This window comes from Gracilibacillus sp. Marseille-QA3620, from assembly GCF_054950035.1.
Genome location: NZ_CM143102.1, coordinates 3,320,296 through 3,345,408 on the forward strand (window position 1 = coordinate 3,320,296; position 25,113 = coordinate 3,345,408).

Below are 25,113 nucleotides of genomic sequence, written 5' to 3' on the forward strand. Positions count from 1 at the left end.
AAGCCCCGCTGATTATGACCACTTAAATCAGTACAAATACCAATGCCGCCGCATCCACGAGAGCCAAAAGAGGAAAGCCGATTCGAAAGGACAAATGCTTCGTCTTATGCCTGAAAAGCTGCATACCAAGCACCCCGCCAATCGCTCCTCCAAGAAGCGCCGTCACCCACAGGGTCCTCTCGCTTATTCGGTATTGATTGCGTCTCGCACGTTCCTTATCAATCTTCATCATCACAAGCAGCACCACACTCATCACAGCTATGTAACCAGCCAATATCATATATAATCCCCCCTCTAAGATAAAACGAAAGGCGCCTCCATCTGGAAGCGCCTTATCCTAACAATTACTTGTTAAGTTCTTTTTTAGCTGTTTCTGCCAATTGAGCGAAAGCAGCTGCATCGCTGATAGCAAGCTCAGCAAGCATTTTGCGGTTCACTTCGATACCAGCAAGTTTCAAACCGTGCATTAAACGGCTGTAAGAAAGACCGTTGATGCGTGCTGCTGCATTGATACGAGTGATCCAAAGTTTACGGAAGTCGCGTTTCTTTTGGCGACGATCGCGGAATGCATATTGCAAGGATTTCATTACTTGCTGATTAGCAACTTTGTATAATGTATGTTTTGAACCATAATAACCTTTAGCTAGCTTTAATACTTTTTTACGACGTTTGCGCGTCACTGTACCGCCTTTAACACGTGGCATATCTAATTCCTCCTAAAATTGAGTCGTTCTCAATTACTTGATATTGTCTAAAAGATGACGAATGCGTTTGAAATCTCCGGAGCTAACCATTCCACTTTTACGTAGTTTACGTTTTGCTTTAGTAGATTTGTTAGCGAATAAGTGGCTAGTGTAAGCATGGCTGCGCTTAAGCTTACCAGAACCAGTTTTTTTGAATCGCTTTGCAGCGCCTCTGTGAGTTTTCATTTTTGGCATAGGAAATTTCCTCCTCGAAACATTACTTTTCGTTTTTCGGTGCTAAAATCAAGAACATGCTGCGTCCGTCCATTTTCGGCGCTGTTTCCACAGACGCCACTTCTTTGCATTCTTCTGCAAAGCGAACCAATACGCGTTGTCCGATTTCTTTATGGGTAATAGCCCGTCCTTTAAAACGAATGCTTGCTTTAACCTTATCGCCTTTTTCAAGGAACTTGATGGCATTGCGAAGCTTCGTATTAAAGTCATGCTCGTCAATCGTTGGGCTTAAACGAACTTCTTTTAAGCTGATTGTTTTTTGATTCTTTCTAGCTTCTTTTTCCTTCTTCTGTTGCTCGAAACGGAACTTACCATAGTCCATGATACGGGCGACAGGAGGCTTTGCATTCGGTGCAACAAGCACAAGGTCCAAATTCACGCGAGTAGCGATTTCTAACGCCTCATTGCGGGATTTGATTCCGAGCTGCTCACCGTTTTGGTCAACTAGACGTACTTCACGGGCACGAATGCCTTCGTTTAAGATCATGTCTTGTTTGCTAATAATAAGCCACCTCCAAAAATTTTAGGGCAAAATAGTTTATATAGCTTTTTAGGCAATAAAAAAGACCGGTGTACACACACCCGCCCATAATAAGACATACTGTCAGATTAACTAATCGTAACCGGTCAGCTGCTCATCATGAGTGCCATACAGGTGAGAAGCGGGTGCTTCTTCTTTCAAAAAGTGCTATATTAAATTGCTCACTAAAACATAATAACACATTGCCCAGTAACATGTCAATAATTGTTCGTTCTTATGACAACAAAAACAATTTTAACAGACTATCGATTGTAAGGCAAGATTTTTTTGATAAACATTTGATTTGAGAGGTTTTATGATGAGGAGAATTGGGTAAAAGGGGCTGCTGGATTAAGCCCTTGTTTGATTATCTTTGACCACCCTTTATACCTTTTGCATGGGCAAAGGGTGGGCTTTCTCTGACGATGCTCACCTTTTTAACACCCTTTGCCCACTCTTCATCCCCTTTGCATGGGCAAAGGGTGGGCTTTCTCTGACGATGACCACCTTTTTAACACCCTTTGCCCACTCTTCATCCCCTTTGCATGGGTAAAGGGTGGGCTTCCTCTGGGCAGTGCCTCGCTTCTCCCACACTCTTCCCACTTTTCATCCCCCTTGTATGGGCAAAGGGTGGGCTTCCCCTGGGCAGTGCCTCGCTTCTCCCACACTCTCCCCACCTTTCATACCCTTTGTATGGGTAAAGGGTGGACTTTCTCTGGGCAGTGCCACGCTTCTCCCACACTCTTCCCACCTTTCATCCCCCTTTTGCATGGGCACAGGGTGGGATTCCACTGGGCTTTCTCCCATGCTTTCCCCCTTCCATCGACGAGCAGTAGCCTGACAGTACTTTCAAAGACCCACAGACCTGTAAAAGGACGCAAAAAAAGACCCTAATGCGCATGCATTTGGGTCTTTCTCTACTCGTTATTTCAATTCGCCTTTGATGATTGTAAGGAAGTCTTCAAAAGGCATAACTTCGGATTTTTGTTCTCCGTATTTGCGGACATTGACTTGGCCGTTTTCTTGTTCTTGGTCACCAATGACGAGCATGTACGGGATCTTGAGCATTTGAGCTTCACGGATTTTGTAGCCCATTTTCTCATCGCGAAGGTCCACTTCTACGCGCAGTCCTGCTGCTTGGAGGTCTGCTTCGATTTTCTTCGCGTAATCAAGGTGTACATCCGGAGATACAGGGATGACTTGTACCTGTACCGGTGCGAGCCATGTTGGGAAGGCTCCTTTGTATTCCTCAATCAAGAAGGCAACGAAGCGTTCCATTGTGGATACGACACCGCGGTGGATAACAACCGGACGGTGCTGTTTGCCGTCTTCGCCAACATATGTTAGGTCGAAACGTTCTGGCAGCAAGAAGTCAAGCTGTACAGTGGAAAGTGTTTCGTCTTTTCCAAGGGCTGTTTTCACTTGAACGTCTAGTTTTGGTCCGTAGAAGGCTGCTTCTCCTTCTGCTTCGTAATAGTCAAGGCCAAGCTCATCCATGGCTTCTTTCAGCATGGATTGTGCTCTTTCCCACATTGCGTCATCATCGAAGTATTTTTCTTTATCTTCCGGATCGCGGTAAGAAAGACGGAAGGAGTAGTCCTCCATGCCGAAATCTTTGTATACCTCAAGAATTAAGTTCACGACACGCTTGAATTCGTCCTTGATTTGATCAGGGCGAACGAAGACGTGGGCATCATTCAATGTCATCCCGCGTACACGCTGCAGTCCAGCAAGGGCACCGGACATTTCATAGCGGTGCATCATGCCAAGCTCAGCAATACGGATTGGAAGCTCACGATAGCTGTGGATGTCATTTTTGTAAATCATCATGTGGTGCGGGCAGTTCATCGGGCGAAGGACAAGCTGCTCATTATCCATATCCATGATAGGGAACATGTTCTCTTGGTAGTGGTCCCAGTGTCCGGATGTTTTGTATAGATCCACGCTTCCCATGATTGGTGTGTATACATGGTCATATCCAAGCTTTTGCTCTTTATCCACGATATAGCGCTCAATCACGCGACGGATTGTCGCTCCTTTTGGAAGCCATAATGGAAGGCCTTGTCCAATCAATTGGGAGTTCATGAACAGGTCAAGCTCTTTCCCAATCTTACGGTGGTCACGCTCTTTCGCTTCTTGAAGGAGGCGAAGGTGCTCATCAAGGTCCGCTTTATTGAAGAAAGCTGTACCATATACGCGTTGAAGCATTTTATTGTCGCTGTCTCCGCGCCAGTATGCACCAGCGATGTTCAATAATTTAAATTCCTTGATTTTGCCTGTGGATGGTACGTGTACTCCGCGGCATAGGTCAAAGAATTCACCCTGTTCATAGATTGTGACGGTTTCATCTTCAGGAATCGCATCAATCAATTCAAGCTTGTACTCATCACCAATTTCTTCGAAGAGACGTTTCGCCTCATTACGGCTGACTTCTTTACGTACAACCTCAAGGTTCGCATTGATGATTTTTTTCATTTCCTTCTCAATCACCGGAAGGTCTTCTGGTGTGATGGACTCATCAAGATCCATATCATAGTAGAATCCGCCTTCAATGACCGGACCTACTCCGAATTTTACGTTTTTGTAGATACGTTTCACAGCTTGAGCCATTAAGTGCGCTGTGCTGTGGCGAAGAATCTCAAGTGCTTCCGGCTGATCTGGTGTGATGATTTCAACAGAAGCATCTTCAAGGATTGGTCTACGCAGGTCATAAAGGGCTCCGTTCACCTTGCCGGCAAGTGCCTTTTTCTTTAAGCCTGAACTGATGGAGGAAGCGATTTGTTCAGTTGTTGTCCCGGCATCAAATTCCTTTACCGCTCCATCCGGGAATGTAATGTTAATTTTCTCGGCCATGTCTGCCACTCCTTTTTTTGCAAAATAAAAAGCCCGCCCCTCAATATATATCAAGGGACGAGCTGTTATGGATTTAGTCATAATACCCGCGGTTCCACCCAAATTCCGGCATTTCTGCCGACACTTAGTTTCTGTTAACGGAGTTCTCCGTCAGCCAATACTAGCCCTTCGTAAGCGTTCCTGACTGAAGTTCAAAGGTGGTAAGCATATCTGCTGTTGCGAGGAAGCTTTCAGCCGGCGGCTTCCCTCTCTAAACGCAAAGCGTTTGATCATGCCCGTGTCCTTATCATAACTTATCTTCTATATGAGGTTTGGTATGTAGGTAATTATAAAAGCTTATGATGACAAAAGCAAGGAGGTTGAATAAAATTATCTCGTATCCCCCGCTTCCCTCACACGCTCAGCAAAGCTTCTAGGGTGAGCAATAATAATCCGTTCCTCAAAGATTTTTTGGAGCGTCCGGATAATTCGAATTTCCTCATCTTCAGCATAAATAAAAATTTTCCGCGGCGCCATCGAAACGAGAGGAGCAATCGTATTGGAATCCACGAACATCGGATTTTCTGCCATCAGCTTACGGTCAATTGTGTTTGCAAGATTCCGTTTGGATATGAGCTGAAAATGCTGATTATAAAAGAAGAATTCGTCATTGTAGACGAGATGGACCTCCTCTAATAGCGGACGCCTTACCTCAAGGAGCCCTCGAATCAGGTAAATAAACTCCTGATAATCCTGTTCAAGCTTATATTCATCAATGGCAATACCAACGAGCGCAACGAGATCATCCTGTATGGAGCGCATTCGGAAATTCCATAAGGATTGATAGGAAAAAGGAACTTGTTCAGAGACAATGTCCTGGAACAAGCCTAATATCCTTTGCCTTACCTTCTTTGGAAGATTATTCGCTCCGTGATAGACAACTTCCCCCTCCCACATTAGCATAGCCATTTCCGCTATGTGCTCCACCTCATCCTCATCTTGGAAGAAATAGCGTTCCTCAATGATTTCCCGGATTTTCCTCTCCAAATGATAAGATGAGAAAAAGGAGAATAAGAATTCTATCAAAGCAAGGCAGACTGCCTGATCCTGATTCGGTTCAAGGCGGAAGGAGATGAACGCTTGTTCATCGTTCTCGGCTGGACAGACTGCCTGTTGGATGATTGGACGACTATTCTGCAAGCGCATTTGCCAGCAGGCTTGTTCTTCCCGTGAATCAAAATACACCGTGAGCAACCAAATCCCTCCAAACTTAACGAAACTTTATAATCCATATATATGGGACAATGCATTCCTTTAGAATGGCAGGATCAAATTATGAGGTATGAAAAAAGACTGCCAACAAAGGCAGCCTCCATTTCTATTCTCTTCTGTTCTTTCCATCCATCTCGACTGGTACAGTCAGATTCCGGACACGTTCCATGATTCGTTTCCCCTTCACGCGCTCTTCTTCTCCTCGTTGGGTATAAGAGAAATGATGTTCGAGCTCCTTCCAGTTGAAATTCGATGTAAAGAAGGTCGGCAAATTCTCATGCATCCGGTATTGGAGAATCGGACCGAGCACGTCATCACGGGCCCACGCACTCATGGTCTCCGCTCCGATATCATCAATCATTAGGACCTGTACCTCTTTGAGGGCATCGATCTTTTGATTGAAGGTGTTTTCAGCGAAGGAGCCTTTCAACTCACGCAGGAACTCGGGCCAATAGACAATATGGGAGGAGATGCCGTCCTCTGACAAGCCATTAGCAATGGCGCCGAGGAGATACGTCTTGCCGACACCGAATTCCCCGTATAAATAGAGCCCTTTATTATGGATGCCTTTTTTATAATTATCGACGAAATTCTTAGCCTTCTCGATTGCTTCAATTCTCGCCTCTGTCACATACTCATCAATATATAAATCAGCGAAGGTTGCATTCACAATCTCCTTCGGCACATGGCTCGCGTGAATCAGCTTCCGCAGGCGGTTCTTCTCCTCATGGAGGAGTTTCTTGCGGCATGGCTCATAGGATACATCAATTCTCTTTCCTTGGATGAATAAGCGCGGGGTATGTCCGCCAATTAAGTTACGGCAGCTTTCAAGCGATGGACATTCATCACATGTCTTCGTTTGAGTCGCATACTCATACAATTTGTTCATGCTCTTCTCAACCATGTCATTGGTCAATTCATCCTCATGCTCACGCAAAAAGGCGCGAACATCCGGGTTGCTCAAAACCAGATTGCGCATTTCATCCCATCTTTTCTGGAAGCTCTCTCGATTCCCCAGCTTATTCAATGAGTCCTGTATATTCTTCACTGCTTCTCACCTCCCTGCTGAGTTCCGCCTTGTATTTGTTCCTTCAGTCTCCGCGCCCTCTCAGCAATATCCTCCGTCTGAGCGGCTGGCTCCTTTTTCTTCTTGTCATCCATCCATTCTGGAATCATTTCTTTCCTTCCGGAGGTATTTACGCGGCGATTCGTTGTTTTGGCCGTTTTATTCTGCTTCTCATCGGCCCATTTTTGGTACTTCTTATGCTCACTCTTGGCTGTATCATAGGCTTCGCGTACGGTCGTAATCTTTTTGCGGGCCCAATGGGAGGCAATCGTCTCCACATAGCTTGCCTGAAGCTTCATATCCGAACGTAGCATGACATAATGGAGAAGGACATTAACAACGCCTGGCGGCAGCTTTTGATTAACCATCACCTTTTCAACAAGCGCCAGATCTTTCTCTGATGGCAGAGCGCCTTCAGATAAGCTGACTAGAAATTCCAGCGGTGATGTCGTTTCAAATGTATAAAGTAAATGCTCCTCAGGCGTTTTCGGCTCAAAGATGGTGCGCTCATATTCCGGCTGCACCCGTTCAATAATAGCCGGCATTTCCTCACCATGATTGATTAAGAACAGCTCACGCGCACTTTTGCGCAGCTCGTCAATATCTATCTCTTCATGCTCATTTTGACAGCGGAGGATGAGCTTGCTCATGTCCATAACCCCTATCTTGTAAAGATAGGCAAGCGTCGCGACCGCCTCCATAACAGCTGGAGTAAAGGATTTCCGCGAGATAAAGCTGCTCTTTAAGGACGCAAATAATAATTCAAAGTCAAATTGCTCAATGAAATTAGCGCTGTATCCCTGCACATCTTTAGAGAAGAACTGATTTTGGGTCGTTGTTTTCGGCTCAGCCAATTCCTTCGGATTCTTGAACTCTGATTCAAATACATCCGTAAATGAGTGAGTAACATCCTCATAATCATCTGGAATCTTCTTATCAGAAAACATCGATAAGAGCCGCTCATAATGTCTGCTGTCGAGCTTTTGCTGAAGATAAATTGGCAATAGATCATCGTGGAAAAATGCATCCGGCGTGAGCGGAGGCATGATTTCATAAATAAAGACATTTCCTTCGGCAGCAGCCTTCTTATAGGTCTTTAACAAGCCGATTCCTTCTAGCCTTCTGCGGCATTGATAGATGTCATCAAGCGGCATACCGAGTACATCCATCAGCCATCGGTGGGTGGTCTGCTTTGAATACATCATCCCGGTAGTCACCTCGTTAAGGAAGGTCAAATACAGCGAGATAGATAGACCGCCGATCAGCGGCTGATACAGATACTGAATCACCTTATGATCCATCTCTGACAATTTATCCTTATACAGGACAACATATCGATCTTTTGGGTTTACGAACATCCAGGAATATTGCATCATATTTACAAACCTTTCGCCTGCAAGAAGTGATAATGGCAAAAAAGAGCTAAAGAAACTGCCTTCAGCCCTGTTTTAATCTTCTTTTTTTATTAATTCCTTTAATTCCTTAATAAATACGTTGATATCTTTAAACTGTCGATAAACAGAGGCAAACCTTACATAGGCGACTTCATCCACCTCAGCAAGACGGTCCATGACCATCTCTCCAATATGGTCGCTCTTCACCTCGGAGAAGCCCTGATTTCGCAGTTCCTTCTCTACTTCTGTCGTGATTTCCTCTAGTTCCTTCAAGGCAACATGGCGTTTCTCACATGCCCTGATTAATCCGCGAAGGATCTTCTCACGACTGAATTCTTCACGGGCACCGTCTTTCTTCACCACAATCAAAGGTATTTCCTCTACCTTCTCAAACGTGGTAAACCGGTAGCCGCAGGACTCACATTCTCTTCTTCTGCGTATGGAACGACCTTCATCCGCAGGCCGGGAATCGAGCACTCTTGTCCCGTTATGGTGGCAAGTTGGACATATCATTTCGATTAGCACCGTCCCTTTCTCTATAGTTCTATCTTATAGAAACAAGCCCTTTTGGACAAGTGTTTGTTTCAAATAGACAAAAGCTGCTTTGTATTATACGGCGATTCGTCAAAAAAAGGATGCGATTCTTAATCGGCATCCCTTTCAAATAGTTGAATTTACATGGCGTGAACTCTTCTTACAGCAACAGGCCCCATTCCTCTTGGTATCTCAAAGGTTTCCTTCTTTTGAGCATTCAAGGCATCAGCGATATAGTTAGCTGCAACGTTCGGATCAAGGTCACCGCAAGTATATACATCAATACTAGCATAACCGTGTTCCGGAAAACTATGAATCGTTAAATGCGATTCAGAAATGATGACGACTCCACTGACTCCTTGGGGGGCGAATTTATGAAAGGCAACCTCTCTTACTTCAGCTCCCGACCTAAGTGCAGCATCTACAAAAATTTGCTCGATCTTATTCATATCGTTCAACTTTGTTAAATCACAGCCCCATAATTCCGAAATGACATGACGACCAATAGTTTTCATATTTAATTCCCCCTTCAAGCATTTAAACGAATTTGATACCTTCGTTTCTGGCCGCAACTGCCACGGGGGAAAGTTAGTCCTACGAGGTCCTAACCCTTTAAGCAGCCAGTGCCAGGATATGAAGTTCACGGTTTTTAGTATATAATTTTTAGGTTGTTTTTGCAACAAAACCCTGCCAATTCTTGTATTTCTTCCCATACTCGTTGTCCAAAAATAAACCGCTCCCATTTATACGGGAGCGGTTTTTACTATCCTTATTCAGCTTACTTGTGCTTTTTCCTTTACGAGTAAATGGGCTACATGGTTCACTAAATCTACAACCCTGCATGAATAGCCCCATTCATTATCATACCAAGCAAGGACCTTTACCTTTTGTTCGCCAATCACCATGGTTGACAGACTGTCAATAATGGTTGAATGCGGATTGGTGGTGAAATCAATGGAAACGAGCGGTTCCTCGCAAACCTCCATGATCCCAGCGAGCTTTCCGCCTGCTGCATTCCTCAATGCTCGGTTGACATCATCAGCCGTAACTGGTGTTTTCAAGTCAACGACCAAGTCCACAAGAGATACATTCGGCGTCGGCACACGGAGCGCTGTCCCGTGCAGCTTGCCCTTTAATTGTGGCAGAACGAGTGATAAAGCCTTGGCAGCACCTGTTGTAGTCGGAATGATACTTTGTGCACAAGCTCTTGCTCTCCGCAGGTCTTTATGCGGATTGTCGATATTATTCTGGTCATTCGTATAGGCATGAACCGTTGTCATCAAGCCATTATCAATGCCAAACTGCTCATCAAGCACCTTGGCAAGCGGAGCCAGGCAATTCGTTGTACACGAGGCATTAGAGATAACGAAATGATTGGCGATATCCAATTGCTCTTCATTGACACCCATGACAATTGTGACATCTTCGTTTGTACCCGGCGCTGTAAGCACTACCCTCTTCGCCCCAGCTGTTAAATGAAGAGATGCCTTATCACGATGATTGAATTTGCCAGTTGCTTCAATCACGATATCAATTTCAAGACTTTTCCACGGCAAAGCTTCCGGGTTTCGGTTATTAATCAGCAATACTTTCTTCCCATCCACGACTAAATGATCCTCATGTGGAACGACTTCCCCCTCAAATCGTCCATGAGTAGTATCATACTTTATTAAATGCGCTAGTGTTTCCGCAGGATAGCTGGCGTTGATCGCTACAATTTCCATGTTGTCTTCTTTGATGGCCTTCCGGAATACCATTCTCCCGATACGACCAAATCCATTGATTGCAACTCTAGCCTTCATTCCATTTCCCCCTAATATGAGTTATACAATTAACCAAAAATTATATAAATAGTATAGCACATTAGATAAAATACTGTATAGTTTGAACGCCTTTTTTTGGCAATTAAAACCCTTCCATTTGCATAAAATGGGAATAATTCAATGCGATAACTATTAGCATATAGGGTAGCCCTGGCAAACGATTCGAGGATGAACAAAGGATAATAAAAGGAGAGGGCTCTTTAAACTGGTACCCCTGTCAAGGACACATTAAAAAAAGAGACTAAGCTACGAGAAGATGATTCCTAAATTGAACAGGGGTCATCTTCTTTAAGTTCCATTGATAACGGTCATGATTATAGTAATTGATGTAGTGCTTTATTTTGGCCTTTAGTTCATTCAGTGTCTGGCAAGATCGATAATCGACTTCATCTTTGAGGTGCCCAAAGAACGATTCCTGAGGGGCATTGTCCCAACAGTTTCCCCGGCGAGACATGGATTGTCCCAATCCATATTTCTTCAATAATTTTTGATAACGAGGACTTGTGTAATGGCTTCCTTGATCGGAGTGGATAAACGCATCCTTGTCTAATTTTACTTTCTTGTTGTTCATTAACTTATGGATCGTCTGCGTGGCGATATCCAATGTAATTCGGTCTGAAACATGGTAAACGAGGATTTCGTTCGTCGAGGCATCTTTTATGGTCGACAAATAAGCCATCTGTCTTCCGGCATATGGCAAATAGGTGATATCTGTTAATAGTACTTTACCAGGAACTCCTTGTTTGAATTCTCGGTTCAACTTGTTTGGAACGACCTGGTGTTCCTTAGTGGCTTTGGCGATTTTCCTATAAGGATTTGACCTCCTGTGAGGACAGACAATCCCATATTTCCTCATGATTCGTTGAATCTTTTTTCGACTAAAGTGGACTCCATACTTATTTTCTAATACCATCTTAATGGAGCGAGACCCCTTCTTATACCCGCGTCGTTTAAACGCTTTTAAAATGAGCTCTTTCGCTTCTAAATCTAATTGTTCTCTTGCTTTACGGACCTCAAAAGCCTTTAAGTAACTGTAGTAACCCGAACGGGATACGCCTAAGAGGGCACAAAAGTATGCCGTCAATCGCTTGAATGAATGTTGTTCCAAGGTCTCATAAATCAGCTGATAGATTCTATTTGGAGCGAGGTTTTGACTTTCGTTTAACAGCCTCCTTTCGGTCATTTCTAGCTTTTTTAATAGCTCTATTTGTCCTTCCAACAGCTTAATTTGAGCTTCTTGGCGTTTAATCACTTCAGATGGTGAGAGTTCCCGTTTTAACGGCCTTCCAGATGCCGTTTTCCTTGAATCCGTGAGTCCAAGTAACCCATTGGTTTCATAGGCTTTCTTCCACCTATAGGCCGATTGTTCGATTCGCTTCATTCCAATGAGGTCGACATCAAAACCGCCCTCCATAAAAATTTGCCGGGGAAGCTTTCCCGTCATATACTCATCAATAAATCTATTTTTAAATGCATCTGTATAGGTGATGGATCGCTCGCTGACACGTTGTACATTTGGGTTTTTTTGAAGTAGTTTAATCTCTCTAGATGTAAATGTAATCTTACTCATGGTATCCCCTTGTATCTTATTTCATGACCTCTAGTATATAAGAAAACCTGTAGCTAGGACACTCTTTTTCAAGTGTCCTAACTACAGGTACCAGTTTACTTCGAAAGCCAACCAGTTAAAAAGAATCAGATGACGAAAAGGAGGGAGAAAGATGAAAGAACAGGTCATTCGTTCAGCCATTGGTTTGGCAATCTTTTTGGCAGGAGCGTTAGCCGCTGTGGTATTTCTTTGCTACGAAAGTGTGAGTACCCAATCGGTCATCTGGATTGGCATCATTACAGGGGTCGCCGTTTTGGGATATGGAATCCTCGGGACGGCGACCCCTGCTTATGCTCGTTCCATGGCAATGTTCATGGGGGGCATTCAGTTATGCTTGTTTGTGCCCATCTTTGCAACGATGGGAGAGCCAAGTGCCTTAGACGCCAAAGAATGGATCCACGGTCTCCAAACCATGGGGATTGTGTCAGTCATCCTCACCATCACCATTATGGCTGCCTTGCGAACCCAATGGATAGAGGAGTAAAAGAAGTTCGATTCGTTCCAGCAAATCAGGCAAAACAAGCAGTGGAGAGTTCCTCTGCTTGTTTGTCTTAACTCAGGAGAACCTTAGGGCAAAAGGGGATTCAAACAAAGGCAAGAAACAGGTAAAATGTCCTCTTAAATAACCCTGCAAAATACCAAGGGTGTCGTTAACAAAGAAAGAGCTAGATGTTGAATAAAAAGGCTCTTTTCGTAAGGATTGTTGCTAATGCCATAAGAAAAAGACAGCATTTTGGCTGTCTCCATTGTTTAACTAACGCCCCCGTTAGTTTAAGTACATTTGTTCACAAACTTTATTAATTTTGAAGAGAAACAAGCAATTATCTCATAAAGGGCCATTGCATCCTAATTACTGACAGTATTATATATGACAACTAATATCATCATAAGTGGAGCCTTTAGTAAACCAGCTAAAAAAGTGAATAAATAGTCTTTAGAGTTCTCGATATATTTCTTCTCTAATAAAGCGTCATACCCAAATAAAGTTACGCAAGATATAAGAATTAATATATATGTGTATGATGATTCTATACCTACACGAACAGAAAGAACTGCAATTAAAGAAAGTGTGATTAGTTTTACCCACAACTCATATTTTGTAAAGTATTCTTTTCTTTGAGCCACCTTGTCTTTACCAAACCATTTTCGAACAATGTTATCAACTACATTCGTGACGAAGATTGTACTCATTGTTATAACAACAATTAATTGTATCAATGACTGCATTTTTTTGCTCACACCCTTATATGTTTATATTTTATCAATATTGCATTTCATCTCAACTAGTCGAGTAGAAGAGAGCCTTTTTACCTTACGGTAAATTGTGCTTCTCCCCCCTCTCAGAACCGTGCTTGCGCTATTAACGCACACGGCTCCTCCTAGTTATCATTTACAGAATATAGCTAATTTCTTTCCTTAATTCATAAATATTGACCCTAATTCTTGGTTTGGGAAGTGGGAACATTTGAAGGAATAGCCTGAATTTATCCCATGTAAAGGACTTTCTTTGGCTCCTTCTATTCAGCCATTTAAATAGTAAAATTTCGATTTTCTCTTTAAAGTCATTAACCGTTCGAGAATTATCTGTAATGCAGTAATAGTTGTAGTATCCTACTAGAGAACGTCTAAATCTCTCCATAATTAAATGGATATTTTTATTTCTATTAGACTTCAACCATTCCTTAGATTCTTTAAGCTTGCCTTGGACTTTCTTTCTGCTCGATTTCCGTTTTACACGAAATTTTCCTTGTTTACTTTTTCCACAATAATGAGTAAATCCAAGGAAATCGAAGGTTGCAGGTTTACCATTCCCTGTTCGTTTCGCGTTATTTTCTGCAAATCTCCCGAAGGGAATAACCTTGGTCTTATCCTCAGCTATTTCCAAGTTAAATTTCTTCAATCTCAGTTTTAATGACTCGTAGAATTGTATAGCTTCCCTTTTGTGTTGAAAACAACAAACAAAATCATCCGCATATCTTACCATGTATGCCTGTCCTTCACATTGTTTCCTAACCACTTTCTCAAACCATAAGTCGAGTACATAATGAAGGTACACATTAGCCAAGATAGGAGATATTACTCCACCTTGCGGTGTCCCCTTATCTGTTTTGTATCTCCTGCTTTCCTCCATGTAACCACCTCTGAGGAACCTACTGATTATTCTCAGGAGGTTAGGATCCGTTATTCTATGTTTCAAGAACTCCATCATCCATTTGTGGTCAACATTATCGAAGAAGCCTTTGATATCTACATCTACTACATAGCTTACTAATCTCTTTTCTATATAAAAGTTTAGTATCTTTAACGCATCATGACAGTTTCTGTTTGGCCGGAACCCAAAAGAGCAGTCTAGAAAGTCATTCTCATAAATGGCATTTAGCACTTTCGCAATACCTTTTTGTACAATTTTATCCTCATGTTCCGGTATTCCTAATGGCCTCCTCTTATTAGAGTTAAGCTTTGGAATATACATTCTTCTAACTGGAATCGGACGATAACTTTTACTTCTAAGTCTGCTTGTTAAATCCATTATGTTTTCTTCGAGACTTTCGGCGTACTGCTCTTTCGTTGTACCGTTTACACCAGTTGCCTTATTGTTTGGCAGCTCATGATGACATTGAATGAGTGATTGCACATTTAATAAATGTGCAAGAGATGTAAATTTCATCTTAGGGTCAGATTTAGCTAATTCTGCTATCCTTAGTAGTTTTGTTTCCATTTATTATCCCTACCTCTGTGTGTAGTAAATGTGTCCCTAATAAGGGCAATAACTGGTAGCTAGCCTTTCCTCCATCGGCATTACCCAACTTCATTGGTACTACGCTGCTATCCGACTCCCTACCCGGCATTTGGTTTCCTTACTTGTTATCGCTTGTACACCATACTCTTCTAATAAACAGAAGAGACCGGTAGGGTCTCCCGAGTTGCCGTATCATATCTATGTATGACGTGCCAAGGTCTCTGACTCCAGAGAGGTTTTATCTTTCTCGCCTATAACAAAAGATAAAATATTGCTTTCTACACGCAGTTAAGGCATCAGCCCTCTCGGTTTACAAACGTTTATGGAGCTCAATCCCTTCAACCATTTGGCTTTCGGCCCGCCACCTAACTGTCTACGCTTAAAGACCAAAGTTACCTTTGCCCCTCCAAGACTCGCTACGAGCGAATGGCTAGTTCTTACTCGGCGGGAATCCCACCCGCTATATGATACGACCTAGGCTCGGCCGCACAACTGCCCCTTTAGTAGCATATAAAAGACTGTCAGTTTGACTATCGTGGTCTACTTCAAATATTCCTTAAAAGTAAAAGGTAGTAGCTAAATATGCTAATAATTATCGTCGAGCTTATCAGTGTTGAAATATATTGTTTCGATTCTTTTAAATACCTCCACTCCAATATAACTTGAAATGTCATTAGTGAAGCAATAAATAGAATCCACGAAATATTTATTACTATTTCCGAATATTGCGTAACAATCGGTAAGGAACATAAAAAGATAACCACTATTATCGTTCGTCCCCATCGATCAACTCTTTTACCAGGGGTCTCGGAAATTTTCTTTGTCTTTACACCCAGAAATTTTTCTGTCATTTTTTCTATTACAAATATCACTAAAAATAAGATAACAATAATAGTAAACAGTCTCACAATTAACCTCTCCATCTATCTTTATTAGTCACAACTTCAATGCTATATCCATATTAATTCGGTATGTATGGTAGCAAATCCTTCTTGCACTAAAACTGCCCGTTAGCAGCAGAAGAAATTCAACATAAAAGGGCATTAATCTTTCTTGATCAACGCCCCTGATAGTTTAAGTGAGTTAATTCACAATCCTAAATGTTTTACATACTAAAACCTATTTGTTCAAAGGAATGTTACTCCGTTTTAAAAAAGAAAAACTGCCATTATGACAGCTTTGATGAGCTATTGTATCTTAGTTTTAAAATATTTATTCTATATATAAACAACTTTTAATTACATACTAAACGTACCTACAGAAGTGAATCAAACAGATTTATTTGATATAGTTTTGTTTCCTACCAACAATATAATACAACAAATAGCCCACTACATTAAATAAAACAAAGCCTACACCCCAACCAATGTTTAAACGTTTATGATGATAGGCATTAATGATTGCCCAAATAGAAAATAACGTCCAATAGATTGCTAAACCAACAAATAAGATAGCAGTCATTATCGTTCCGAAACTTCTTTGTTCCATACCAACATACCATTGGTCATCACCATTTCCGTAAGAAAAGAAATCTGGTTTTAACCATTTAGGAGCCCAAACTGTTTGCTTGTATTGAAAGTCTGGTTCAGCTTGTGCCACATAATCAAATACATTTCCGTAACCTCCATAATTTTCACTCTTCTGAATATCATTCACATTGAATATTCTTACGGTTGAAATAAAACTTGTACTTTTAACTGATTCTTCTATATCTACTTTCATTTCAGGTGTAATGCTGCTTTTGTTTTCCAAAATATCTGCTATTTCCGTAGCAACAAGAGAAATTTGATGTGATTGTGATTCTTCACTTTGCCAAAGCCAACCAAAAATAGATAAGAATAAAGCTAGAAAGCCTAAAGCTAGATAAAGAACCCATTTTGCAAATGTTTGTTGGGTTTTAAACAGTTGTTCAATAATGGAACGCATTTCTTTTTTCCCACCAAATCGTTCAATTGCAATTTCTATTGCTTCTTGTTCAGACTTTCCTTCTGTTTTCAATTCGTGAACTGCCTCTAGTAAATGACTTTTCATTTCTGCTTTCAATTCTTTTATTTCTTTTTTATTTCCACCTACATTTTGATAAACCGAGTCAACAAATGCTTCAATTTGCTTCATATTTTTCTCCTCCCTCCAAAAACGAATCAATAATTCTCTTTATAAATTCCCATTCCAAACGCTTCTTTTCAAAACCTTCTTCACCTAATGGCGTGAGTTTATAGTATTTTCTTCTTCCACCTGGACCTTTTTCATCTCCCCAGTAGGATTCAATCCACTTATTCTGTTCAAGTCGCTTTAAAGACAAATATAGCGTACCTTCTTTTAATTCAAATTGTTCATTGCTTCTTTCTCGCACCAATTTAGCTAACTCATAACCATACATATCTCTTGTATATAAAAGCGACAGGATTAAGGTATCAATATGACCTTTCAAAACCTCTTTGTTTATTTCCATTTTTTTCACCCCCTTACAAATATTTATAAATGATAGTACCTAATAATGCAAGGTATTTATTTTTATATATCTAATATTTAACGAAATAAATAACACAGCTAAAAACTGTGTTATTAAAGAGAGATTTTTATTATATTTTACTTTTGCATTAGCGAACCTGACATATCTAAATGTATCTCTATTTAATTAACTTATTGAGCTAACCGTAGCAATAGGTAAGCGTTTGAAGTTATCTCCGGCTTTTCCCCTGCTCCACACGGAACGTGCCAGTTTCCAAGCATTCCGCGTTCCATCTGGCGATGGTTTTGATTATAAGTTTCAAGTTACTCTTATTGATTTGGATTATATGATAGGTTCTAACTCGCACTTTTCCCGATATTTATTGATTTTCTCTAATATCGGTGGCGTGATATCCAAACTTTTTATGAGTATATTCATCTTAGTTGTATCTGTCATATGGATTAGTTTGTGTACCTCTTTGTAGAGAATGCGTAAGTTATTGAACTTGTCATTTCCGCCGAGATGTACTGGCACGTAGTGATGACAGTGTACATCCCGTGCTTGTAGAAATTGTCCTGTAATTTCACATTTTCCTTGTTTCATACTATATCGACTGATTCGATTGTCCATATATTCGACACTTCGTGTCGGGATATTTGACTCCATTAGCAAGGCAATTTCTTGCTTGATATTCTTATGCAAATTCTTATGAATTAGCGCTCGGCCTTCAACTGTGAATAGTGTCAGACTTTGTGTGAAACAAATAGTGTTCTTTGTCTGAACATTCGCAAGAGGGAAGAGATGAATACCAGCAATTTCAAATGTCTTGAACCTCAAACTGTATAACTTCTTATAGGTTGGCGGCGGATTCGCTGGATGGGCGTATTTCCCGACTGGTTTAAGACGATTGTACATAGATGCACCTATATCATAAGCAAGACGTGAGAAGGCTAAGTTGACATGTGTAGCTCGATTAAAGTAATTATGCAGCCCTAAGACAAAGCTATTAAATCGCAAAGCATTTTGAGTCGTTGGTGAGGCTCGAAGTGCCTCAATTCGTTTCCTCGCTTCATCTTTTATTTTCTGTATCTTTTCGGCTTTCACAAAAGTATGGGCCACACGTTTTTCACCTTTGCGAATGGCACGTATCGTAAATCCAAGAAAGGCTGATTCATGTTTCCGCAGATTAATTACTTTTGATTTTTCCGGTGAAATGTCAAGTTTTAAACGCTCTTTCAGAAAAAGCTTAACGGCATGATACCATTTTTCGGCTGTCTTCCAGTCCCGACATAAGATTTTAAAGTCGTCGGCATAGCGAACTATATAACCTTCTTTTAACTTTGTGTGAATCTTTGCATAGCGTTCACCTTCGCGTGTCGTATATGGCTTATCAAGAGGGAAGAGTTCCCACTGATTCGCTATCCATTGATCTAATTCATTCAAAACCACATTAGATAATAACGGGGATAGTAGTCCACCTTGCGGTGAACCCTTTTCCGGAATGCCTTCACCATCAACTTCAGCTTTTAACATTTTTGAAATGCAAGCTAAAACTTTTCTATCATAAATACCTAAATTCCACAGCTGTTTAATGAGCAATGTATGATTGATATTGTCAAAGAAGCCTTTGATATCAACATCAACAACATAGTGAAGTTTAGAATGGTTAACAAGGAATTGAACTCTTGCCATCGCATGATGTGTAGACCGTAAAGGTCTAAAACCGTAACTATGATTATAAAAGTGCGCTTCCGTAATTGGCTCCAATACTTGCTTGAAACACTGTTGAATGATTCTATCGAGGATACATGGAATGCCTAGAGGTCGCATTTTACCATTATCTTTTTCAATTAATTTTCGTCTGACTTTCTTCGGGCGATAATTCTTGAGCTGTTTTTGTATCTTTTCTACTAAATCATTTTCTGTTAGTCTCTCTATGTCGATGATGGTTTTTCCATCTGTACCGGGGGTCTTAGACCCCTTATTTGACTTGATAGTCCGATAAGCTAATAAAATGTTATTCCTCGACGTGATGACGTCATATAAGTGATGGAATGTTTCTTTATTTTTAGCTCGGTGGTACAAGTCAGTAAAAGTGTCGGTCATATCATAGTAATCCCAGTATCGTAGAGCTTGCACTGTGGCATCATTCCTTTGTGAGGTGATGTTCCCACGTTCTTACCCGACCGGTGCAATGCACAATTGAAAAATAATCGTTGCCAATCACTAGACTTGGGGCTGTTCCTCTACCTCCGTTACAGAAGCTTCATCAGTCGTACCCCTACCCTCATAAGGACAAGTGCATTTCGTTCAATTACTTATAGCAACCGTTTTGGGTGACAGCCCTCGAATCAACGTTCCTTACTTTCCAAGTCCCTTATAACTTAGCTATCTATCTAAACGTAGGTGCTTCCTGTAAGCCTGTGAGCTGGATACCGCCATTGTTCGATATAACGTGTTTCAGAGGGGCAATTTTTACTCCACATCACTCACACCACCGTAAGGGTGGTACAATAGTTTCCTATTGTTCGAAACTCTAGACCTGTACATTCGGAAGTTCGTCCGTTCTTTGTGTAAGAAAATTCTCACCTTATTTAGTTTTTCAGCCATCCGGCATATCCATTGGCATACCTTTATCCTGAAAGGAATGGCTTTAGCCTTTGTTCTGCCGACTTCACCTGAGCTTCATACCCCATAATCTGTCCATTATGACGCATGCAGGAGTATCAATGGGATAGTTTCAAAATACATGGTTTTATCATTCCTATCCTCGGTTATAAAGTTAGAGTTTCTGTGGAAATTCCTCGTCTTTCGCACCGGAGTGCTTATAACAAAACTTGTCGCGCTGCCCCGATTGTTCAAGAAGTCACTCCCAATCCAATTGTACCGTAAAATAGATTGCAGCTTCCCTTTTTATTCAAAAGCAACAATCTTTACGAAAACAGCCAATAAAAAAGGACTGCTCCGCTTGTTTTTATACGGAACAGCCTTTATTGCCTGCCTTATTTAAATGTGTCCATAATCTGCCTCATCTGTTCAATCGTTTCAGAGAGCGGCCCATTATTATCAACGATGTAATCAGCCAATTCCTTTTTCTCATCGATGGGCATCTGCGCATGAATCCGAGCCAGGGCATCAGCTTCCATATACCCGTCTCTTTCCATCAGCCGTTTTAGCTGGATCTCCTTCGTAACATAAACAAGAATCGTCTCCTCCACCATATGAGTCAACTTACTCTCAAACAATAAAGGAATATCCATAATAACGATGGATGCCCCTTCTCCAAATGCCCGCTCCGTTTCCTGTCTCATCCATTCTCTCACAGCCGGATGGACAATAACATTTAATGTCTGCCGCTTTTCTTCATTCGCAAAAATAATAGAACCGAGTCTTTTCCGGTCAAGTGTTCCATCCGGAAGCAGGACATCATCTCCAAAGGCCTTTCTGATCTTCTCAAGAGCCGGCATGCCCGGTTCAACAACTTTCCTGGCCGCGATATCTGCGTCAACGACAGGATAGCCCTGTGAGAGAAGCCAGTTAGATACTGTGCTCTTCCCACTGGCAATTCCGCCTGTCAGCCCGATTATTTTCTTCATCATTTACTGTTTCCCCTGTCTAAAATAGTTTACTGATCCCTAGTGCAATTAAGACAATTCCAGGTACAAAGGACAAGATTTTCGCGGCAAAAGAATCATTTAAGTACTTTCCAGCCTGAAGGCCGGCCTTCATGAAAATGGCGCTCATAATAAAACTGAGCAGCACGACCGTCACGAGTGGATAGTCGAGAATACCGGCACCAATACCTGCGCCAAACCCATCAAGAGAAAGCGCAAAGCCTAGAAAACAAGCTTCAAGACCTGTAATTGTTCCGGAACGGTCAAAGTCAGCGCTCAGCGGCTTCTTCAAAATATGAATCACTAGACCAATTGATTTGATTTCCAGCTGAAACAATGTGCGTTCATCCACATTCAAATACACATCATCATTTTGCTTTAAATTGCTTGCGGCCGTCCATATGCCTAATGAAATGAGGATAAACCCTCCAATCATGCCTGCCCAGGACTCTGCCATGAAATGTTCACTCACAGATCCCGTGAACATGCCAATTGCGAAGCTTAAGGCCGAACATGCGGCAATAATCATTATGGATCTTAAGGGAATTGCCACATTGCGCATTCCATAAGTCATTCCGACACCGCAGCTATCCAGGCTGACTGCCATAGCGAGTAAGAGTATTGAAGCCAAGTGCTCCATTGACAGGGACTCCTTTCAACAATCAATACCCTACTATATGACAGGAGCCTATCTTTGGTTCATGGCCATTATCAACGTTTTTGACAGGAAGGACAATAAACAGTCCCCCTTCCTCCTACGGTGATTCTCTCCATGATGGAGCCGCATGTCTTACATGGCTGGCCCTTTCTCGAGTAAGCAAACAATTCAAGCTGGAACATACCAATCTGGCCCTGTGAATTTACGTAAGAGCGAATCGTGCTTCCCCCTTTTTCAATCGCCTCAGCAAGCGTAGTCTTAATCGCCGTATAAAGACGCTGAATCTCCTCCTCATTCAAGGATGAGGCTGCCCGCTCTGGATGAATACCGGCATGGAACAAAGCCTCATCCACATAAATATTCCCAAGACCCGCGAGCAAGCGCTGGTCAAGCAGAACAGTCTTGATGAAACGATGCGTCTTGGCAAGCCCGGCTGCCAGGTGCTCTGGCGTGAATTCATCTGAAAATGGTTCAGGTCCTACCTTCGAAAGCGGCAGCACATCCAGCTCAGTTCCTTTCGGGAATAAATGCATCGTGCCGAATTTGCGCACATCTCTGTATCTTAACTCGGTACCGTCTGTGAATTGGAATATGACATGAGTATGCTTATCCATCTCTTCGCTCTTGTCAAAAAGTCCGTATTTCCCTTCCATACGCAGATGGGATACGAGACTATAATCATCTAAATAAAAGATCAAAAACTTGCCGCGGCGGCCGATTTCGCGGATGGTTTGCCCCTTCAGGAAAAGGCAGAAAAGTTCAGCATCATCCGGTTCCTTGATGATCTTCCCCCATCGCACCTCTACATTCTCTATTGTCTTACCGAGCACCATGGCTTCGAGTGTTCGCCTTATCGTTTCTACTTCTGGTAATTCAGGCAAACAAATAACCCCCTTTTACTGCTCTATTTTGCGTCGTACCAAGTGTTTCCGAATGAATAATCCACCTTAAGCGGAACGCTCAATTGGATTGCATTCTCCATTTCCTCCGGTACGATTTTCTTTAAGATGTCTATTTCATCCTTCGGTGCTTCAAAAATCAATTCATCATGCACCTGAAGCAATAACTTTGCCTTTAAGTTCTCCTTCTTCAGCCGGTCATTCATGTGGATCATCGCCAATTTGATAATATCTGCTGCACTGCCCTGAATCGGCGTATTCATCGCTGTCCTTTCGGCAAACCCACGGACATTAAAGTTTCGATTATTGATTTCCGGAATATAGCGGCGTCGGTGAAGAAGGGTAGTGACATAACCGCATTCCTTCGCATCCTCAATAATATCCTTCATATAGCGCTGTACTCCTGGATAACTTTCCAAATAACGTTCGATGAAGGTACCGGCTTCCTTACGGGTAATATTCAAGTTTTGGGATAATCCATAATCACTGATACCGTATACAATCCCGAAGTTAACAGCTTTAGCCTGCCGCCTCATATTAGAGGTCACTTCCTCTTCCTTCACATGGAAGACATCCATCGCTGTTTTCGTATGAATATCCATATCTTCTTTAAAGGCATTGATTAAGTTCTCATCATCAGCAATATGGGCAAGGACGCGAAGCTCAATTTGGGAATAGTCAGCGGCAAATATGACCCAGTCCTCCACTGACGGAACGAAGGCTTGTCTAATTTTCTTTCCTTCCTCAAGCCTGATTGGGATGTTTTGCAGATTCGGATCCGTCGAACTTAGGCGTCCTGTCTGTGTAAGCGCCTGATTGAAGCGGGTATGAACCTTGCCATCCTCATGAATAACCTTCAGCAAACCTTCGATATAAGTAGATTGCAACTTGCCAAGCTGGCGATAATTGAGGATTTCACGAATGATTTCATGCTTGTTTTCAAGCTTCTCCAAAATGTCCGCAGACGTGGAATAGCCTGTTTTTGTCTTCTTGATGACCGGCAGACCTAAACGTTCAAAGAGGATCACCCCTAATTGCTTCGGTGAGTTAATATTAAATTTCTCACCTGCCAGGTCATAGATTTTCGCTTCGATATCAGCAAGCCTTGCAGCGAGCTCTCCGCCCATTTCCTTCAGTCTTTCCTTATCAACCTTGACACCTGTAATCTCCATTTCCGCAAGGATCAAGGCGAGCGGCAATTCTAAATCCATCAGCAAGGATAATTGTGCATTCGCAACAAGCTGGCTTTCAATACTAGCTTTGATCAAGCCCATCGACTGAGCTTTGCGTGCGATATGCTCACCGTAAACCTCAGGATTTGGAATCTTCCGTTTTGCTCCTTTTCCATACACATGCTCATCTGTTTGTATATGACCGGCACTATGTCTTTTCGCAAGGTCTGCCATATCTACTTCCGGCTCAGCCGGGTTTAACACATAGGAGGCAAGGAAGAGATCAAACGCGACACCCTTAAGCTCAACGCCATAGCGGTGAAGGGCAACAACCGCCTGCTTCACATCATGTACCGTTTTCTTCATGTCCGGATTCTCTGCCCATGCCTTAAAAGCAGCAGATTCAACAGCTGTTTCCGTCTCCATGAAGAAGGTGCCCTTAGCATTGGAAATGGCCAAGCCTTGAATAGGCGCTGTATGGTAATTATCCTCTAAGATTTCTACAAAAAGAGCTGTATCGTCCGTGAATATATCTTCGGTGATTTCCTTAACGAATGTATAATCAATCTCTTCAAGCACTTCATCTTCCTGTGCGTTGAGTGGATCCATCTTTTCAATCAAGGTTGCAAAGCCGAGCTCCTTATAAATCGCCAGAAGCTTTTCTTGGTCTGCTCCTGTGTAATCGATCTCCTCTAGACGAACTTCGATTGGCGCTTTCTTCTCAATCGTTGCAAGCTGCTTAGAAATGATGGCCTGATCCTTATATTCCTCAATCTTCTCCTTCAATTTCTTGCCGCTTACCTCCTCAGGAGAATTAACCACCGCTTCCACACTGCCGAATTGGTGCAGAAGCTTCAACGCTGTTTTCTCACCAACACCCGGAATGCCCGGAATATTATCGGAGGTATCCCCCATCAAGCCTTTCAAATCAACAATCTGTTCAGGAGTCAGATTATATTTCTCTCGAATATGCTCAGGTGTGTAATCCTCCATATCCGTAATTCCTTTTCGGGTAATACGGACTGTCGTCTTCTCAGAAGCAAGCTGCGTCAAATCCTTATCACCAGAAATGACCGTGACCTTGTAGCCATCACCCTCCGCAAGCGTGGCAAGGGTGCCGATAATGTCATCTGCCTCATAATTTGTTAATTCATAGCGGGAAATTCCGTACGCATCCAGCAATTCTCGAATGAATGGAAACTGCTCAGATAGCTCCGGCGGCGTTTTTTGACGACCTCCCTTATATTCAGCGAAGGTACTGTGGCGAAATGTCGTTTTGCCTGCATCGAAGGCAACGAGCATATGGGTCGGCTTCTCTTCTTCCATAATTCGATTCAGCATCATCGCAAATCCATATATGGCATTTGTATGTACGCCCTTATCATTATTGAGTAAAGGCAAGGCGAAAAATGCTCTGTAGGCAATGCTATTTCCATCTATTAAGACGATTTTTTTATTCATGCTTTCCTCCCGTATCTAACCGATTATCTTATCCTCTATTCTAACATGAGTCATGATTGAAAGAAAAACAGCTGTTCTGTATCTCAAAGA

At 42.1% G+C, this 25,113-nt stretch carries 24 protein-coding genes and 1 other annotated feature; of the genes, 2 read left to right on the forward strand and 22 right to left on the reverse strand.

Annotated features, from left to right (window positions below):
* Positions 1–22: 22 nt before the first annotated feature.
* The 12 genes from ACY8DX_RS16710 to ACY8DX_RS16765 form a co-directional block, all read right to left on the reverse strand.
* Positions 23–280: a DUF1294 domain-containing protein gene (locus tag ACY8DX_RS16710; RefSeq protein ID WP_049669918.1), complete on the reverse strand. Its 258-nt coding sequence runs from the start codon at positions 278–280 to the stop codon at positions 23–25.
* 64 nt (positions 281–344) lie between these two features.
* Positions 345–704 (reverse strand): 50S ribosomal protein L20, encoded by a 360-nt coding sequence (rplT, locus tag ACY8DX_RS16715; protein ID WP_049669917.1) that lies wholly within the window; start codon positions 702–704, stop codon positions 345–347.
* Between the two features lie 33 nt (positions 705–737).
* On the reverse strand, positions 738–938 hold the full coding sequence (rpmI, locus tag ACY8DX_RS16720) for a 50S ribosomal protein L35 (protein WP_049669916.1): 201 nt from the start codon (positions 936–938) through the stop codon (positions 738–740).
* A 22-nt stretch (positions 939–960) separates the two neighbouring features.
* Positions 961–1,464, reverse strand: coding sequence for a translation initiation factor IF-3 (infC, locus tag ACY8DX_RS16725; RefSeq protein WP_049669915.1), 504 nt, complete (start codon positions 1,462–1,464; stop codon positions 961–963).
* Positions 1,465–1,529: 65 nt separating this feature from the next.
* Positions 1,530–1,661, reverse strand: a sequence feature (ribosomal protein L20 leader region).
* Between the two features lie 760 nt (positions 1,662–2,421).
* A complete protein-coding gene (thrS, locus tag ACY8DX_RS16730) occupies positions 2,422–4,350 on the reverse strand; it encodes a threonine--tRNA ligase (RefSeq protein WP_049669912.1) in 1,929 nt (642 codons plus the stop codon).
* Between the two features lie 369 nt (positions 4,351–4,719).
* Positions 4,720–5,574, reverse strand: coding sequence for a putative sporulation protein YtxC (locus ACY8DX_RS16735; RefSeq protein WP_231589582.1), 855 nt, complete (start codon positions 5,572–5,574; stop codon positions 4,720–4,722).
* 133 nt (positions 5,575–5,707) lie between these two features.
* Positions 5,708–6,649 carry a primosomal protein DnaI gene (gene dnaI, locus ACY8DX_RS16740; RefSeq protein WP_049669910.1) on the reverse strand — a complete coding sequence of 314 codons (942 nt, stop codon included), beginning with the start codon at positions 6,647–6,649 and terminating at the stop codon, positions 5,708–5,710.
* A complete protein-coding gene (locus tag ACY8DX_RS16745) occupies positions 6,646–8,043 on the reverse strand; it encodes a replication initiation and membrane attachment family protein (protein WP_049669909.1) in 1,398 nt (465 codons plus the stop codon). The genes dnaI and ACY8DX_RS16745 overlap by 4 nt, the downstream gene beginning before the upstream one ends.
* A 72-nt stretch (positions 8,044–8,115) precedes the next feature.
* Positions 8,116–8,574, reverse strand: a complete 459-nt coding sequence (gene nrdR, locus ACY8DX_RS16750; protein WP_049672785.1) for a transcriptional regulator NrdR — start codon at positions 8,572–8,574, stop codon at positions 8,116–8,118.
* A gap of 161 nt (positions 8,575–8,735) precedes the next feature.
* Positions 8,736–9,110 (reverse strand): adenosylmethionine decarboxylase, encoded by a 375-nt coding sequence (gene speD, locus ACY8DX_RS16755; RefSeq protein ID WP_049669908.1) that lies wholly within the window; start codon positions 9,108–9,110, stop codon positions 8,736–8,738.
* A gap of 258 nt (positions 9,111–9,368) precedes the next feature.
* Complete coding sequence (locus tag ACY8DX_RS16760; RefSeq protein ID WP_049669907.1) at positions 9,369–10,397, reverse strand: glyceraldehyde-3-phosphate dehydrogenase; 1,029 nt, start codon at positions 10,395–10,397, stop codon at positions 9,369–9,371.
* Positions 10,398–10,659: 262 nt separating this feature from the next.
* The gene (locus ACY8DX_RS16765; protein WP_049672034.1) at positions 10,660–11,988 is read right to left on the reverse strand and encodes an IS3 family transposase; all 1,329 of its coding nucleotides are present in this window, start codon (positions 11,986–11,988) and stop codon (positions 10,660–10,662) included.
* Positions 11,989–12,139: 151 nt separating this feature from the next.
* Here ACY8DX_RS16765 and ACY8DX_RS16770 point away from each other — a divergent pair, with 151 nt between their 5' ends.
* Positions 12,140–12,511: a hypothetical protein gene (locus tag ACY8DX_RS16770; protein WP_049669906.1), complete on the forward strand. Its 372-nt coding sequence runs from the start codon at positions 12,140–12,142 to the stop codon at positions 12,509–12,511.
* Between the two features lie 362 nt (positions 12,512–12,873).
* Here ACY8DX_RS16770 and ACY8DX_RS16775 read toward each other — a convergent pair whose 3' ends face one another.
* From ACY8DX_RS16775 to ltrA (ACY8DX_RS16800), 6 genes are all read right to left on the reverse strand, one after another.
* A complete protein-coding gene (locus ACY8DX_RS16775; protein WP_462405634.1) occupies positions 12,874–13,254 on the reverse strand; it encodes a DUF4181 domain-containing protein in 381 nt (126 codons plus the stop codon).
* A gap of 163 nt (positions 13,255–13,417) precedes the next feature.
* Entirely contained in the window at positions 13,418–14,746 is a 1,329-nt protein-coding gene (ltrA, locus tag ACY8DX_RS16780) for a group II intron reverse transcriptase/maturase (protein WP_462405635.1), read from the reverse strand.
* Positions 14,747–15,312: 566 nt separating this feature from the next.
* On the reverse strand, positions 15,313–15,690 hold the full coding sequence (locus ACY8DX_RS16785; RefSeq protein ID WP_462405636.1) for a DUF4181 domain-containing protein: 378 nt from the start codon (positions 15,688–15,690) through the stop codon (positions 15,313–15,315).
* Positions 15,691–16,045: 355 nt separating this feature from the next.
* A complete protein-coding gene (locus tag ACY8DX_RS16790; RefSeq protein ID WP_462405637.1) occupies positions 16,046–16,882 on the reverse strand; it encodes a permease prefix domain 1-containing protein in 837 nt (278 codons plus the stop codon).
* On the reverse strand, positions 16,869–17,219 hold the full coding sequence (locus ACY8DX_RS16795) for a PadR family transcriptional regulator (protein WP_462405638.1): 351 nt from the start codon (positions 17,217–17,219) through the stop codon (positions 16,869–16,871). Before ACY8DX_RS16795 ends, ACY8DX_RS16790 begins: the two co-directional genes overlap by 14 nt.
* A 342-nt stretch (positions 17,220–17,561) precedes the next feature.
* Entirely contained in the window at positions 17,562–19,325 is a 1,764-nt protein-coding gene (gene ltrA, locus ACY8DX_RS16800) for a group II intron reverse transcriptase/maturase (RefSeq protein WP_225231404.1), read from the reverse strand.
* Positions 19,326–20,040: 715 nt separating this feature from the next.
* Here ltrA (ACY8DX_RS16800) and ACY8DX_RS16805 point away from each other — a divergent pair.
* Positions 20,041–20,229: a hypothetical protein gene (locus ACY8DX_RS16805; protein WP_462405639.1), complete on the forward strand. Its 189-nt coding sequence runs from the start codon at positions 20,041–20,043 to the stop codon at positions 20,227–20,229.
* On the opposite strand, the gene coaE is transcribed toward ACY8DX_RS16805, so the two are convergent.
* From coaE to polA, 4 genes are all read right to left on the reverse strand, one after another.
* The gene (coaE, locus tag ACY8DX_RS16810; RefSeq protein ID WP_462406964.1) at positions 20,222–20,815 is read right to left on the reverse strand and encodes a dephospho-CoA kinase; all 594 of its coding nucleotides are present in this window, start codon (positions 20,813–20,815) and stop codon (positions 20,222–20,224) included. The two genes, ACY8DX_RS16805 and coaE, sit on opposite strands and share 8 nt — an antisense overlap.
* A 19-nt stretch (positions 20,816–20,834) precedes the next feature.
* The gene (ytaF, locus tag ACY8DX_RS16815) at positions 20,835–21,473 is read right to left on the reverse strand and encodes a sporulation membrane protein YtaF (RefSeq protein WP_462405640.1); all 639 of its coding nucleotides are present in this window, start codon (positions 21,471–21,473) and stop codon (positions 20,835–20,837) included.
* 71 nt (positions 21,474–21,544) lie between these two features.
* Positions 21,545–22,372, reverse strand: a complete 828-nt coding sequence (gene mutM / locus ACY8DX_RS16820; RefSeq protein WP_462405641.1) for a DNA-formamidopyrimidine glycosylase — start codon at positions 22,370–22,372, stop codon at positions 21,545–21,547.
* A gap of 23 nt (positions 22,373–22,395) precedes the next feature.
* Positions 22,396–25,023 (reverse strand): DNA polymerase I, encoded by a 2,628-nt coding sequence (gene polA / locus ACY8DX_RS16825; RefSeq protein WP_439803152.1) that lies wholly within the window; start codon positions 25,021–25,023, stop codon positions 22,396–22,398.
* Positions 25,024–25,113: the final 90 nt, after the last annotated feature.